This is a genomic window from Serratia sarumanii (assembly GCF_029962605.1).
Taxonomy (GTDB): domain Bacteria; phylum Pseudomonadota; class Gammaproteobacteria; order Enterobacterales; family Enterobacteriaceae; genus Serratia; species Serratia sarumanii.
In genome coordinates, this window is sequence record NZ_CP124750.1 from 86,773 (window position 1) to 102,114 (window position 15,342).

General features: G+C 61.2%; 11 protein-coding genes and 1 pseudogene. 10 read left to right on the forward strand and 2 right to left on the reverse strand.

Translation table 11 applies throughout. The features are described 5' to 3' along the window. Positions 1 to 455 precede the first annotated feature (455 nt). Positions 456 to 1,622: an MFS transporter gene (locus SSARUM_RS00425; protein ID WP_039568202.1), complete on the forward strand. Its 1,167-nt coding sequence runs from the start codon at positions 456 to 458 to the stop codon at positions 1,620 to 1,622. 32 nt (positions 1,623 to 1,654) lie between these two features. On the opposite strand, the gene SSARUM_RS00430 is transcribed toward SSARUM_RS00425, so the two are convergent. Beyond that, entirely contained in the window at positions 1,655 to 2,404 is a 750-nt protein-coding gene (locus SSARUM_RS00430) for an NAD-dependent epimerase/dehydratase family protein (RefSeq protein ID WP_060431227.1), read from the reverse strand. A gap of 665 nt (positions 2,405 to 3,069) precedes the next feature. Here SSARUM_RS00430 and bglF point away from each other — a divergent pair. From bglF to SSARUM_RS00445, 3 genes and pseudogenes are all read left to right on the forward strand, one after another. Continuing rightward, the gene (gene bglF, locus SSARUM_RS00435) at positions 3,070 to 4,932 is read left to right on the forward strand and encodes a PTS beta-glucoside transporter subunit IIABC (protein ID WP_060431224.1); all 1,863 of its coding nucleotides are present in this window, start codon (positions 3,070 to 3,072) and stop codon (positions 4,930 to 4,932) included. A 14-nt stretch (positions 4,933 to 4,946) separates the two neighbouring features. After that, on the forward strand, positions 4,947 to 6,350 hold the full coding sequence (locus tag SSARUM_RS00440; protein ID WP_043148320.1) for a glycoside hydrolase family 1 protein: 1,404 nt from the start codon (positions 4,947 to 4,949) through the stop codon (positions 6,348 to 6,350). 295 nt (positions 6,351 to 6,645) lie between these two features. Beyond that, a pseudogene (locus SSARUM_RS00445) lies at positions 6,646 to 7,871 on the forward strand (carbohydrate porin). Here the strand turns inward: SSARUM_RS00445 and SSARUM_RS00450 are convergent. Then, positions 7,872 to 8,471 carry an HD domain-containing protein gene (locus tag SSARUM_RS00450; protein WP_060427054.1) on the reverse strand — a complete coding sequence of 200 codons (600 nt, stop codon included), beginning with the start codon at positions 8,469 to 8,471 and terminating at the stop codon, positions 7,872 to 7,874. Positions 8,472 to 8,568: 97 nt separating this feature from the next. On the opposite strand from SSARUM_RS00450, the gene SSARUM_RS00455 reads away from it, so the two are divergent. The 6 genes from SSARUM_RS00455 to uhpC all read left to right on the forward strand — a co-directional run bounded on the left by SSARUM_RS00455 (position 8,569) and on the right by uhpC (position 15,226). Beyond that, positions 8,569 to 9,033 (forward strand): MarR family winged helix-turn-helix transcriptional regulator, encoded by a 465-nt coding sequence (locus SSARUM_RS00455; RefSeq protein WP_033650004.1) that lies wholly within the window; start codon positions 8,569 to 8,571, stop codon positions 9,031 to 9,033. Positions 9,034 to 9,193: 160 nt separating this feature from the next. Continuing rightward, a complete protein-coding gene (locus SSARUM_RS00460) occupies positions 9,194 to 9,619 on the forward strand; it encodes an organic hydroperoxide resistance protein (RefSeq protein ID WP_004934114.1) in 426 nt (141 codons plus the stop codon). Between the two features lie 226 nt (positions 9,620 to 9,845). Beyond that, complete coding sequence (gene eptB, locus SSARUM_RS00465; protein ID WP_060431222.1) at positions 9,846 to 11,540, forward strand: kdo(2)-lipid A phosphoethanolamine 7''-transferase; 1,695 nt, start codon at positions 9,846 to 9,848, stop codon at positions 11,538 to 11,540. Between the two features lie 127 nt (positions 11,541 to 11,667). Continuing rightward, positions 11,668 to 12,258, forward strand: a complete 591-nt coding sequence (uhpA, locus tag SSARUM_RS00470; protein ID WP_033636607.1) for a transcriptional regulator UhpA — start codon at positions 11,668 to 11,670, stop codon at positions 12,256 to 12,258. Continuing rightward, a complete protein-coding gene (gene uhpB, locus SSARUM_RS00475) occupies positions 12,255 to 13,799 on the forward strand; it encodes a signal transduction histidine-protein kinase/phosphatase UhpB (protein WP_033653994.1) in 1,545 nt (514 codons plus the stop codon). Before uhpA ends, uhpB begins: the two co-directional genes overlap by 4 nt. 95 nt (positions 13,800 to 13,894) lie before the next feature. Next, a complete protein-coding gene (gene uhpC / locus SSARUM_RS00480; RefSeq protein ID WP_041037243.1) occupies positions 13,895 to 15,226 on the forward strand; it encodes an MFS transporter in 1,332 nt (443 codons plus the stop codon). Positions 15,227 to 15,342 lie beyond the last annotated feature (116 nt).

Sequence of the window (15,342 nt, forward strand, 5' to 3'; positions counted from 1 at the left end):
GTATTCTGATATCAATGGTGTTTATTTGGCTTATATAATTCACTTCAGAATTATATAAGAATTGATTTTGTTGGTTACATTCATTGCGTGTATATAAGTGAGTTGGTAGGGCAAGGGTTTTCCATGCTATCGCCGATAACGCATAATCAGTAAGGAATATCGTTGGTTTTTCATTGGATTTATCCGGACATGGTATGCGGAGGTTAAATACCCCAAGTGCAGAGTGATTCCCCTCGGCGCTTATCCTTCAGACGCATTAACGCCATTCTCCGCACGCATCGCCGCGATCGCGGTAAAGCAACCTTGATGCCCAATGCCGATCTCACCTCCTCACTTTTAACAAATTTGCAAAAGTCTTTTAGCCTCCCGCCTGCTTATCTTTGGTGTGATCAATGTCATACTTTCGGCATCTTAACTGTTCCCGCGCTTCGGCAGCGGTAAACCGGAGTTGTTGCATGAAAGTGAATTATCCCTTGTTAGCGCTGGCGGTAGGGGCGTTCGGCATCGGCACTACCGAATTCTCTCCCATGGGCTTGCTGCCGACCATCGCCAAAGGGGTGGACGTCTCCATTCCGATGGCCGGCATGTTGATCAGCGCCTACGCCGTCGGCGTGATGGTCGGCGCGCCGCTGATGACGCTGCTGTTGTCGCACCGGGCGCGCAGAAGCGCGCTGATTTTCCTGATGGCGATCTTTACTCTGGGCAACGTGCTGTCGGCCATCGCGCCGGATTACACCACCCTGATGCTGTCGCGCATCATCACCAGCCTGAACCACGGCGCCTTCTTTGGCCTCGGTTCGGTGGTGGCCGCCAGCGTGGTGCCGAAAGAGAAACAGGCCAGCGCCGTAGCGACCATGTTTATGGGCCTGACCATCGCCAATATCGGCGGGGTGCCTGCCGCGACCTGGCTGGGTGAAACCATCGGCTGGCGCATGTCGTTCCTGGCGACGGCCGGGCTGGGCGTGATCGCCATGCTGGGGCTGTGGTTCTCGTTGCCGAAAGGCAGCGCCGGGGCGCGCCCTGACGTCAAGCGCGAGCTGTCGGTGCTGGTGCGCCCGCAGGTGCTGACCGCGCTGCTGACGACCGTGCTGGGGGCGGGCGCGATGTTCACGCTCTATACCTACATCTCGCCGGTATTGCAGCACATCACCGAGGCGACGCCGCTGTTCGTGACGGTGATGCTAGTGCTGATCGGCGTCGGTTTCTCGATCGGCAACTACCTCGGCGGCAAGTTCGCCGACCGTTCCGAGAGCGCGACGCTGAAGGGCTTCCTGCTGCTGTTGGTGGCCATCATGCTGCTGATCCCGCTGCTGGCGCGCAGTGACATCGGCGCGGCGGTGAGCATGGTGATTTGGGGCGCGGCGACCTTTGCCGTGGTGCCGCCGCTGCAGATGCGCGTGATGCGCGTGGCCAGCGAAGCGCCGGGGCTGTCGTCTTCGGTCAACATCGGCGCTTTCAACCTGGGCAATGCGCTGGGCGCCGCCGCCGGTGGCGCGGTGGTCTCCGCCGGTTTGGGCTACAGCTTCGTGCCGGTGATGGGGGCGATTATCGCCGGGTTGGCGCTGCTGTTGGTGTTGTTCACCAGCCGCACCGCTGCAAAAGTCGTTTACGCCAACGGCTAAATACGCAGATGCGGCGGGCCTGCTCGCCGCACCTACTCAAAGCCGAGCAGGCTGAACGCATCGTCCTGCGGGGCGTAACCCAGCAGGCGACGGGTCTCTACCAGCGATAAACGCGTGTAGCGGTTATTGGAAACCCCGTGCACCACCGCATATTGCACCCCTTCGACGCGAATGCAGCGCTCCAGCAGATCGGCGGCGTCGCGATGGCTGAGGAACGCGCTCATGTCGCGAGCGCTGAGCCGATCGCCCGGGCTGAGGGTGGTGAAGTTGGCGATGCGCACCGACAGGGCGGAAAGCCCTTCCTGATGGGCGAAGTAGGCGGCGATGCCTTCGCCGAAGGCTTTGCTGGCGCCGTACAGGTTCTTCGGCTTCGGCGCGTCGTCTGGGCGGATTTGGTAATCGAGCGGATAGCCTTCCACCGCCTGCGCGCTGCTGGCGAACACCACCCGGCGGCAGCCGGCGTCTTTCGCCGCGCGGAAGATATTGAAGGTGCCGAGAATGTTGTTGTCCATCAACGAGCCGCAGAAGTCGGCATCGGGGGAGGGATCGGCCGCCAGATGCAACACGGTGTCGATATTGGCGCAGGCCGTGCGGCAGGCATCGAGATCGGCGATGTCGAAGCTGATGACTTCGTCGCCCGGCTGCCGATCGCTCAGCAGGCTGATGTCTCGTTCCGCCAGGCGCAGCGCGTAGCGATCGCCCATCGCCAGACGAAACGCCGTGGCTACCCGGCCGCCGGCGCCGGTGATCAGAATCCGTCCCAACTCAGTCCGCAACGTCATGGTCGCTGTCATCCCTACAATCGATTACGCGTTGACCAGTAATAATCGCCCGCGTGACTTTTGTCCAGTCGTTTTAATTAGTCTATCTGATGTTTTTGTCGCCATCGTCAATTGCGCACGGTGATTTTTGCGCGGGTGAATATCGTGGGATGTTAACGATGCGCAATCAGGTTTGGCGATCTATTTACCTTATGGATTGCGGGTTGTGACGAAAAAACGAGGACTGGCAGTGGATGAGCGAGCGCTTTGCTTTCGCTTGATAGTGAATTATTAGGTTAGTTAATCTTATGTTTTTGGGCGAAGCGGAGCGGTACTCCGCCACCCCTTTCCATTCTATCGCCTGCGCGATATATCACCGTGGCGCTGAAGCCGATAGAGGGCGGCAGGCCTTATTTGCCACCCCGGGACGGTTTTGCCCACCCGATCACAGTTCGGCAATTTGCCGGCGCAAAGGCTTGCGCCGGCAAAATCCGCGGTGTTAACGTCATAACTCAACCGATTTAGGGTTGTTACTGCTACGGCAGGCAAAACCTAAACCTCGCGTTTCTGTTCCCCGATGGGGCAGAGGCCGCGAGGTTTAGGTTTTTTTTTGCGCCGAATTCCGCCTCAGCGCCAGGCCAGTGCGGGGAGGGGAGCGGCAGAACGCGAAGTCTAAGGATAACTGTATGAAATATGACACATTAGCCAGTGAGATTTTGGCCGGCGTCGGTGGCCGCGACAATGTGAAAAGCCTGGTGCACTGCGCCACCCGCCTGCGTTTCAAGCTGCGCGATGACACTCGCGCCAACGCGGCAGCGCTGAAGAAAAATCCTGGCGTCATCATGGTGGTAGAGAGCGGCGGCCAGTTCCAGGTGGTGGTGGGCAACCACGTGGCGGAGGTGTTCGACGCGGTCAACCGGGTTGGCGGATTGGCCGACGGCGCGCCGAGCGACGACGCGGGCGGCAAAAAAGACAACCTGCTCAGCCGCTTTATCGATCTGGTGTCCGGCATTTTCACCCCGCTGCTCGGGGTGATGGCCGCTTCGGGGATCCTGAAAGGCTTCCTGGCGCTGAGCCTGGCCTGCGGCTGGCTGCTGGAGAGCGGCGGCACCTTCAAAATGCTGTTCGCCGCCAGCGACTCGCTGTTCTACTTCTTCCCGATCATGCTCGGCTACACCGCCGGGAAAAAATTTGGCGGCAACCCCTTCGTCACCATGGCGATCGGCGGCGCGTTGACGCATCCGCTGATGATGGCGGCGTTCGAAGCGGCGCAGCAGCCGGGGGCGGTGCGCGAGTATTTCTTCGGCATTCCGCTGACCTTCATCAACTACAGCTCGTCGGTTATCCCGATCATCTTCGCGGCCTGGGTATCCTGCCGCCTGGAGCCGCTGTTTAACCGGATGATCCACAGCGCGCTGCGCAATTTCATCACGCCGCTGCTGTGCCTGGCGATCACCGTGCCGTTGACCTTCCTGCTGATCGGCCCGGCGGCGACCTGGCTCAGCCACCTGCTGGCCAACGGCTATCAGAGCATTTACGCCTTTAACCCGATCGTTGCCGGCGCCTTTATGGGGGCGATGTGGCAGGTGTGCGTGATCTTCGGCCTGCATTGGGGGTTGGTGCCGTTGATGATCAATAACCTGAGCGTGCTGGGGCGTGACACCATGGTGCCGCTGCTGTTGCCGGCGGTGATGGGGCAGGTCGGCGCCACGCTGGGCGTGATGCTGCGCACCCGCGACGCCAAACTGCGGGCGCTGTCCGCTTCGGCCATCGGCGCCGGGATTTTCGGCATCACCGAACCGGCGGTGTACGGCGTCACGCTGCCGAACAAACGCCCGTTCATCTTCGGCTGCATCGGCAGCGCGCTGGGCGGTGCGGTGATCGGCTACTTCCAGACCTCGGTCTACTCGTTCGGCCTGGTGAGCGTATTCACCTTCGCGCAGATCATCCCCGACGGCGGCATCGACGCCACGGTATGGGGCGCGATCGGCGGCACCCTGCTGTCGTTCGTGTTCGCCGCGCTGGCCAGCTACCTGTTCGGCGTCGCGCCGACGGAAGAGACGGCGCAGCCTGAAGCCGCCGCCCCGCTTAACCGCAAACAGGCCATCCTCAGCCCGATCGCCGGCGACATCGTGCCGCTGGATCAGGTGAACGACGCGACCTTCGCCAGCGGCCTGCTGGGGAAAGGGGTGGCGATCGCGCCGCAGCAGGGGCGCGTGGTGGCGCCAGTGAGCGGCAGCGTGGCGTCGCTGTTCAAAACCAAACACGCCATCGGTATCGAATCGGACGACGGCGCGGAGATTCTCATCCACGTCGGCATCGATACCGTGAAGCTGGACGGGGCGCATTTCACCGCCCACGTGCGGGAAGGCGAGCGGGTCGCCCCGGGCGATCTGCTGATCGAGTTCGACCAGGCGGCGATCCATGCCGCCGGCTATGACACCACCACGCCGATCATCATCAGCAACAGCGATGACTACGTGGACGTGTTGACCAGCGGCCTGTCTCCGGTGCAGGAACAGGCGCCGCTGCTGACTTTATTACGTTAATTGAGGAGCAAGCGATGAACGGCAAGTTTCCGCAACATTTTCTGTGGGGCGGCGCGGTAGCGGCGAACCAGGTAGAAGGCGCGTATCAGGCCGACGGCAAGGGGCTGTCGACCTCCGATCTGCAGCCGCAGGGCATCTTCGGCGCCATCACGCCGCGCACGGAGGGCGACAGCGGCATCAAGGACGTGGCGATCGATTTCTATCATCGTTACCCGGAGGATATCGCGCTGTTCGCCGAAATGGGTTTCAAGTGCCTGCGCACCTCGATCGCCTGGACGCGCATTTTCCCGCAGGGCGACGAAGAGACGCCGAACGAAGCCGGGCTGGCGTTCTACGATCGGCTGTTCGACGAGATGGCGAAGTACGGCATTCAGCCGCTGATCACGCTGTCGCACTATGAGATGCCTTACGGCCTGGTGAAGCACTACGGCGGCTGGGGCGATCGGCGCACCATCGATTTCTTCGAACGCTATGCGCGCACCGTGTTCGAACGCTACAAGCACAAGGTCAAACACTGGCTGACCTTTAACGAGATCAACATGTCGCTGCACGCGCCTTTCACCGGCGTCGGCCTGCCGCAGGAGAGCGACAAGAGCGCCATCTATCAGGCGATCCATCATCAGCTGGTGGCCAGCGCCAAAGCGGTGAAGGCCTGCCACGAGATCGTGCCGGAGGGCAAAATCGGCAACATGCTGCTGGGCGGCATTCTGTATCCGCTGAGCTGCAAGCCGGAAGATCTGCTGGAAACCCAGCGGCAAAACCGCGACTGGCTGTTCTTCGGCGACGTGCAGGCGCGCGGCTATTACCCGGCCTATATGCAGCGTTTTTTCCGTGAAAACGGCATTCAGGTGGCGATCACCGAGGAAGATCGGCAAACGCTGCGCGAAACCATCGATTTCATCTCGTTCAGCTACTACATGAGCGGCTGCGTCACCGCCGATCCGGAGCAATACGAGACGGCGCGCGGCAACATTCTCGATATGGTGCCGAACCCGCATCTGGCCAGCTCGGAGTGGGGGTGGCAAATCGACCCGATCGGGCTGCGCTACCTGCTCAACGTGCTGTACGACCGCTATCAGAAGCCGCTGTTCATCGTCGAGAACGGACTGGGCGCCAAAGACCGCGTCGAAGCCGACGGCAGCATCCACGACGACTACCGCATCAACTACCTCAATGACCATCTGGTGCAGGTGGCGGAAGCGATCGACGACGGCGTCGAGGTGATGGGCTACACCAGCTGGGGGCCGATCGATCTGGTCAGCGCCTCGAAGGCCGAAATGTCGAAGCGCTACGGCTTCATTCACGTCGACAGGGACGATGCCGGCAACGGCAGCCTCGCGCGCCGCCGCAAGAAGAGTTTCTTCTGGTATCGCGATGTGATCCACAGCAACGGCGCCAGCCTGAAAGACCGACGCTAACCTCTAAGCCCGGCGGCAAGCGCCGGGCGTTAACCTAACGTTATTCGCTGCTATTCATGATGGGAAATTCTCTCCCAGGGAATGCTGTTGCCCGCAGTCAGCCGTTATGCGGAGAAATATAATAATGATGAAAAGCTTATTACCTCGTTCCATGACCCTGGCGGCGCTGGCGCTGCTCTGTAGCCAGGCGCAGGCGGAAACGCTGCAAACCGGCAAGGACGTCGAAGCCCCCACCGCCAAGTGGGAAGGGGTGGCGCTCGGCTTTGAACCGCCGCAGCCCGGGCTGTTGGGGGATATGCTGGGGATCAGGCCGATCCTGGAGGATCACGGTTTCCACTATAACCTCGGCTACCTCAGCCAGCTGTCGTATAACGCCGGCGGCGGTTACAACCACGATAAACAGGCGTCGTACATCGACCAATTCTCGCTGACCTTCAGCCAGGATTTGCAGGCGCTGACCGGCATTCCGGACGCGGCGATCGAAGGCAATATCGTCAACCGCAACCATGACAACAACCTGACCCGCGATCGCTTGCAGGATCCGCGCGTCGGCCTGACCGATCTGTCGCAGGAGAGCTTTGGCGGGCAGTCGATTACCCGCCTGGGCTGGCTGACCTTCAGCCGGTCCTTCCTCGATCGCCGGCTGCAGTGGCGCATCGGCATGATGAACAAGGTGCAGGATTTCGATCAGATCATCCCCTGCGATTTTCAGACGCTGACGCTGTGCGGCGGCAAGTCTGCCAACTCGTTGACCTGGTACAACTGGAACGTGCATTACTGGGGCACCACGCTGCAATACAAGTGACCGACGGCCTGACGCTCAAGGGCGGCGTGATGGAGCAGAACCCGAGCGCCCCCAGCCGCAGCCACGCCTGGAGCTGGTCCACCAAGGGCAGCAAAGGCTTCCTGTTGCCGATGGAGCTGGAGCTGAAAACTCACGCCGCCAACCAGCTGCCGGGGGTGTATAACCTGGGCGTGCTGTTCACCAACGCGCGCCAGAGCGATCTTTATGAAGGGGTGTCCGGTGGGCCGGGCGCCAGCGATCCGCAGGGCTATCGCAGCCACGATCGCACCTGGTTCCTGTATACCGGTTTCAACCAGCAGGTGACGCGCCATGCGGACGACATAAACCGCGGTCTGAGCGTGTTTTACAGCCTGGGGCTGGGGGATCAGCGCAGCAACTACCTGCACTGGTCTACCTCGACCGGCATTCGCTATCGCGGGCTGTTCGATGCGCGGCCGGACGACTGGCTGGGGCTGGGCGTCTCGGTGGTGAAGCTGAGCGACCGCTATAAAGATAATCAGCGTTATCTCAACCAAATCAACGGCGTCAGCGATTATCACGATCCGAGCTACCGGCCGGTGCCGGGCCACTCGGTGACGGCGGAGCTCTATTATCGCGTGAACGTCACGCCGTGGTTGCAGCTGCAGCCGGGCCTGCAGTACTGGCATCACCCGGCGGGCGTCAGCGAGACGCAGGACGCCTGGGTGACGGCGTTGAAAACAGTGGTGACCTTCTGATCAGGCCGCGTCGCTCTCGCGGTAGCGCCGGCGGGCGTGTTCGAACCAGCTGGCGGGCACGTTGTGCGGCGGCTGCTGCAAGCGGAGCAGCCCTTGCTCAACGATATGGCTGGCCTGGCGCCACAGCGTCGGGTCGCCTTCGGTCAGCACCTCCAGCAGGCGCTGTTTCTCGATCAGGTAGGTCTGAGCGAAGTGGCTGTCATAGTCCAGCAGCGAGCGGGTGTTGTCGATCATATCCGCCAGCTTGATGGTTTTGGCCTGCGGCGATGCGCCGGCGCTGTGGCGCCGATCGCGGTTTTTGCGCTCGAAGCGGTTGCCGTCCTCGGCGCGGCTGACGTTGGTTAGCATCCGCACCAGCTCCGCCACCTTCGGCCCGAAGTGGCTTTCGATATCGCCGAGGGTGGTGGGCGTATCTTCCACCGTGTCATGCAGCCAGGCGGCCGCCAGCATCTCTTCGGTGTGCGGCACGCTGCGCACCAGTTCCATCACCGCCTGTGGGTGGACGATGTACGGATCGTCGGTGTATTTGCGGCGCTGATCGATGGCCGCATGCGCCTTGGTGGCGTAGCGGCGCGCGCGTTCTACAAGCGTGTTCGTCATTTCCTTTCCCTCCGAGCATCCTCTGCATAAAAAAAAGGTAGCATACCTCATAAGAAATAGCTTGCGATTACATCGTGCGCTATCTATATTCAGACACATGAAAAGCACCGATACCGAACAACCCCACGCGAAGAATCTGCTGCAGCTCGATCAGCAGCTCTGTTTCGCGCTGTACTCCGCCAACCTGGCGCTGCACAAAGTCTACCGCAAGCTGTTGAATCAGCTCGAACTCACCTACCCGCAATACCTGGTGATGATGGTGCTGTGGGAGCGCGATCGGGTGACGGTATCGGATATCGGCGAGCGGCTGTTCCTCGATTCCGCCACGCTGACGCCGCTGCTGAAGCGGTTGGAAACCGCCGGTTTGCTGGTGCGTTATCGCGCCACCGCCGACGAGCGGCAGGTGATCATTGCACTCACCGAAGCCGGCCGCGCGCTGCGCGAGCGGGCGCAATCGGTGCCCGAGGCGGTGATGTGCGCCACCGACTGCAGCCTGGACGAGATCGTCTCGCTCAAACAGCAGCTGGAAAAGCTGCGCGGCAGCCTGATCGATCAGATTTGACCCGCCGCCGCCGGACGCAAGAACGGCAGGGGTGGTCTACACTGGTTAATAAGCGTCAAAAATAAGTAGTGCGCGATTTAATCGCAAAAGATAAATATGTGACCGGCTTTACCTCGTGGAAGCCGTAGTCATCTCGCCAACCAGCAAGAAGGAATGAACGATGTCTATTGAGAAAGTGGTTTACCGCGCTCACGCCACCGCAACCGGCGGCCGCGACGGCCGTGCGACCTCCTCCGACGGCGTGTTGGACGTGAAACTGGGCGTGCCGAAAGAGATGGGCGGCGCCGGCGGCGAAGTCACCAACCCCGAGCAGCTGTTTGCCGCCGGTTACTCGGCCTGCTTCCTCGGCGCGTTGAAGTTTGTCGCGGCGAAAGAAAAGGTCAAAATCCCGGCCGAAGCGAAGATCGACGGCACCGTCGGCATCGGTGAAATCCCGAACGGCTTCGGCATCGAAGTGCAGCTGGATATCTCGCTGCCGGGCATCGAGCGCAGCGTGGCGGAGGATTTGGTGAAAAAGGCGCACGTGGTGTGCCCATACTCCAACGCCACCCGCGGAAATATCGATGTGACTCTGAACGTTAAGTAAGATTTTTATCCTTATCGCGAAAAAAATGGAGGGTTTGACCCTCCATTTTCTTATCTGCCCCGCTTGAAAGCCGTTTGCAAAAAGCGTAAAAATTGCCCGTTTTGTGAGAATTCTCTTGATTATTACCCGCAAAATAACGCTTATTGCCGGTTGGCTGAACCAGAAGCCCTAATAAGTGTCTGACTGATCCAGAACCGCTACACCGTCCCCGGAGCCACCGCGTTACATGAACAAAGTTAAATCGCTATCACAGCAGAATTTATCGTTATTGTTAGCGATCTATATCGGCATATTTCTCAACCTGTCCGTTTTTTATCGTCGTTTTGATTCGCTGGCGCACGGCATTCAGGGGATTAAGTTGATTTCGGCGGTGACGGAAGTCATCGCTATCGTCCTGTTCACGTTCTTCATCATGCGGCTGGTATCGCTCGGCGGCCGGCTGTTTTATCGCATCGTCGCTTCGCTGCTGGTGTTGATTTCTGTCGCCGCCAGCTACTACATGACGTTTTTCAACGTGGTGATCGGCTACGGCATCGTGGTGTCGGTGATGACCACCGACATCGATCTGTCGAAAGAGGTGGTCGGCCTGCACTTCGTGCTGTGGATGGTGGCGCTCAGCGCCTTGCCGCTGCTGCTGATCTGGAAAAACAGCCTGCGTTACACCCTGATAGAACAGCTGAAAACCCCCGGTCATCGCATCAAGCCGCTGCTGGTCTTGCTGGCGGTGGTGGCGCTGGTCTGGCTGCCGCTGCGCATGCTGGACGACGAGCAGAGCGTGCAAGAGAAGCTCTCCAACGTCGATCTGCCGAGCTACGGCGGCGTGGTGGCGCACTCGTATCTGCCGTCCAACTGGCTGTCGGCGCTGGGGTTGTTTGCCTATACCCGCTATGACGAAAGCCAGGATCAGAGCACGATGTTCGATCCGGGCAAACACTTCACCTACGTACCGCCGGCGGATATCGACGACACCTACGTGGTATTCATCATCGGCGAGACCACGCGCTGGGACCACATGGGCATGCTGGGCTATGAGCGCGATACCACGCCGCGGCTGTCTAAAGAGAAGAATCTGGTGGCGTTTCGCGGCGAGTCGTGCGACACCTCCACCAAGCTGTCGCTGCGCTGTATGTTCGTGCGCGAAGGCGGCACCGAAGACAACCCGCAGCGCACGCTGAAAGAGCAGAACGTGTTCGCGGTACTGAAGGATCTGGGCTTCTCTTCCGAGCTGTTCGCCATGCAGAGCGAGGTGTGGTTCTACAACAACACCGAGGTGAACAACTATTCGTTCCGCGAGATGATCGCGTCCGAGAAGCGCAACGACGGCAAGGCGGTCGACGATATGCTGTTGGTGAACGAAATGAAGGAGTCGCTGGCGCGCTATCCGAAGGGCAAACACCTGGTGATCCTGCATACCAAAGGCTCGCACTACCTGTACTCGCAGCGTTATCCGCGCAGCTATGCGCGCTATCAGCCGGAGTGCATGGGGGTGGACGATTCCTGCACCAAGGCGCAGCTGATCAACGCCTTCGACAATACGGTGCTGTATACCGACAGCTTTATCGCCAATGTGATAGACCAGGTGCGCGACAAGAAGGCCATCGTGTTCTATGCCGCCGATCACGGCGAATCGATCGGTGAAAACACGCACCTGCACGGTACGCCGCGCGAGATGGCGCCGCCGGAGCAGTTCCGCGTGCCGATGATCGTATGGGCGTCGGACAAATTCCTTGAGAACCCGCAGCACCTCAGCGCCTTTGAGCAGCTGCAGGCGCAGCAGCGCATCGGCAAAACGCATCGCCACGTCGAGCTGTTTGACACCATCCTCGGCTGCCTCGGCTACACGTCTCCCGATGGCGGCATCGTGGATAAAAACAACTGGTGCCATCTGCCGCAGGATAAAACGGCGCCCGCTAGCCTGTAGTAACCCCTCCCGCCGGGTGCCTGCCTTGCGCACCCGGCAATTTCACCCAATACATTCTCTTCATCAATTATTCCGGTGTGTGCATACGGTATACTTGCGCACTTCCCCCTGTTAACCGGAGATTTCCATGACCCTGCGCGTGGCGTTTATCGACGATCATGACATTGTGCGTTCGGGCTTCGTGCAGCTGCTGTCGCTGGAAGCCGATATTCAGGTGGTGGGCGAATTCAGCGGTGCGGCGCAGGCGCGCGCCGGCCTGCCGGGGCTGGAGGTGGACGTTTGCATCTGCGACATTTCGATGCCGGACGGCAGCGGGCTGGATCTGTTGGCGGACATTCCCTCCGGCATCCGCGTGGTGATGCTGTCGATGCACGATAACCCGGCGCTGGTGGAAATGGCGCTGGATCGCGGCGCCGGCGGCTTTCTCTCCAAGCGCTGCAAGCCGGAAGATTTGATCACCGCGGTGCGCACCGTCGCCGGCGGCGGCGTTTACCTGATGCCGGAAATCGCGCAGCAGCTGGCGCGGGTGAGGGTCGATCCGTTGACCCGCCGCGAGCGCGAGATCGCGCTGTTGCTGGCGCAGGGCCAGGAGGTGCGCGAGATCGCCGCCGCCTTGGGGCTGTCGCCGAAGACGGTGCATGTGCATCGCGCCAACCTGTTCGCCAAGCTGGGCATCAACAACAACGTCGAGCTGGCCAGACGGATGCTGAACCTGTGACGCAGCGCCTGATCACCCAGCTGGCGCTGTTTTTCATCTACGCCGCCAGCGCGTTTTGCCTGTGGGGCATCGGCACCGCGCTGATCGACCCGCCCTGGCAGGCGCTGCTGCTGTTCCCGTTCGGCCTGCGCATGGGTATTTTGCTGCAGAGCCCGTATCGTTTCTGGCCGGGGATCCTGCTGGCCGACCTGCTGCTGATGGCGCTGCTGGCGGACCAGTTCGGTTACGGCCCGGCGCTGTGGGCGTCGGTGGCGGTGCTGGTGTTGACGGTGCTGCTCAGCCTGCTGGCCTCGCCGTGGCTGTTGCGCCATCAGCAGAGCGACAGCGAATGGCGCTGGCCACTGTTGCAGGGCGCGGTGGTGGGCGCCGCCGCCTTGCTGCAGGCGCTGGTGTGGCAGCTGGTGAGCGGTGAAGGCGCCCGCGCGCTGCTGCTCGGCCTGACCGGCGGTTTCACCATCGCACCGACCTGCCTGCTGTTGTGGCACTATCTGGCGCGCCAAATTTGGGTGCCGCTGGAGCCGGGGCTGATCCACAAGCCGGTGGAGCTGCGTCTGGGCCATCTGGCCAGCTACCTGCTGCTGTTTGCGTTCAGCATCTGGCTGCAGCAGCAGGTGAACGCCGCCGAGCTGCGGCGCTTTGCGCCTTTCTGCCTGGCCATTCCTATCGTGTTCATGTCTTACCGCTACGGCTGGCAGGGCGCGCTGTTGGCGACGCTGCTCAACGGCGTGGCGCTGATGGTCAACGAGCCGCCGCAGCCGGAGTCGCACCGCGACTTGCTGCTGTCGCTGCTGGCCCAAAGCCTGACCGGGCTGCTGCTGGGCGCCGGTATTCAGCGCCAGCGCGAGCTGAATCAGCAGCTGAGGCTGCGGCTGGCGGAGAACCGCCAGCTGGCGCGGGCGCTGGTGACGGCGGAGGAGCAAACCCGGCGCGAGGTGGCGCGCGAGCTGCACGATGAGGTGGGGCAGACCATCACCGTGATTCGCACCCAGGCCAGCATCGTCAAACGCCTGGCACCGGAGCCGGCGGTGGTCGGCTGCGCCGACACCATCGATGCGTTGGCGCTGCGGGTCTACGACGGGGTGCATGATGTGCTGACTCAGCTGTGGCCGGCGGCGCTGAACAACCTGCCGCTGTCGGCGGCGGTGGCGGCGATGCTGCGGGAGTCGCTGCCGCAGGACGCGTCGCTGGTGAGCAGCCTGCAGTGGCAGGTGCCGGACGAGCTGCTGGATGAAACGCTGAAAATCACGCTGTACCGGGTGTGCCAGGAAGGGGTGACCAATGTGTGCCGCCACGCCGGGGCCAGCCGCCTGGAGCTGGATGCGCGCCTGCAGCCGCGCAAAGGCGCCGCGCCGCAGATCGCCCTGACCATCCGCGACAACGGGGTGGGCTTCGATGCGGAAAACCATCAGCCGGGCTATGGCCTGCGCGGCATGCAGGAGCGCATCAGCGCCCTCGGCGGCAGCCTGCGGTTCACCGCTGAGGGGGGCGCCTGTTTGAGTGTGATCTTGCCCACAGTTTCGCCGGCGCAAACGCAAAACTAGGAAAAACTCCTAACCGCGTCGGGAATCCGGCGTAAGCCTCCCGCGCGCGCGCGGAGCATCATAGCGGCACTTTATTCAATCCTCTGAGGTTCCACATGTGGTCTTTCCTTAAAAGCCGCCCGGACGCGCCGCAGGTCACCGATCAACGGCAGATCGACGCCAGCTACAAATACTGGCGCATCCAGCTGATGTGCACCATGTACATCGGCTACGCCGCGTTTTACTTCACGCGCAAAAGTTTCAACTTCATCATGCCGGCGATGCTGAGCGATCTGGGCCTGACGATGTCCGACGTCGGCATCCTCGGCACGCTGTTCTACATCACCTACGGCTGCTCGAAATTCATTTCCGGCATGATCAGCGATCGCTCCAACCCGCGTTACTTTATGGGGCTGGGCCTGATCATGACCGGGGTGCTGAATATCTTCTTCGGCCTCAGTTCGTCGCTGCTGATGCTGGGCACGCTGTGGATCCTCAACGCCTTCTTCCAGGGCTGGGGCTGGCCGCCGTGTTCCAAAATCCTCACCAGCTGGTATTCGCGCTCCGAGCGCGGTGGCTGGTGGGCTATCTGGAACACCTCGCACAACGTCGGAGGCGCGCTGATCCCGCTGCTGGTGGGCTTTATCTCGCTGCACTTCAGCTGGCGTTACGGCATGATCATCCCCGGTATCATCGGTGTGGTGCTTGGCCTGCTGATGTGCTGGCGCCTGCGCGACAAGCCATCCACCCTGGGGCTGCCGAGCGTCGGCAAATGGCGCAACGACGCCATGGAGCTGGTGCAGGAATCGGAAGGCCAGGGGCTGAGCAACCGCGAGATCATCAAACGCTACGTGCTGACCAACAAGTACATCTGGCTGCTGGCGGTCTCTTACGTGCTGGTGTACATCGTGCGCACCGCGATCAACGATTGGGGCAACCTCTACCTGACGCAGGAAAAGGGCTATTCGCTGATGACCGCCAACTCGGCCATTTCGCTGTTTGAAGTGGGCGGCTTTATCGGTTCGCTGGTGGCCGGTTGGGGTTCCGACAAGTTGTTCCGCGGCAACCGCGGCCCGATGAACCTGATCTTCGCCATCGGTATCTTCCTGTCGGTGGCGGCACTGTGGTTGATGCCGGGCGTGACCTACCTGCTGCAGGCCTGCTGCTTCTTCGCCATCGGTTTCTTCATCTTCGGCCCGCAGATGCTGATCGGCATGGCGGCGGCGGAGTGCTCGCACAAGGATGCGGCGGGCGCGGCGACCGGTTTTGTCGGCCTGTTCGCCTACCTGGGCGCGGCGCTGTCCGGCTACCCGATTGCGCGGGTGATGGAGATCTGGCACTGGAACGGCTTCTTCGTGGTGATTTCCATCGCCGCCTGCCTGTCGGCGCTGTTCCTGCTGCCGTTCCTGCGCGCGCAGACGCCGGCGCTGAAACCGGCCAAAGCCTGAGCAAAATACGCTGCGCAGCCCCCGGCGCAGCGCATTATGGCGCTTTTATCACCACTTGAAATGCAGGGGCAAAAAAGTGATTGACGCCTATAACCGCCAGCAGTAAGATGCGCCCC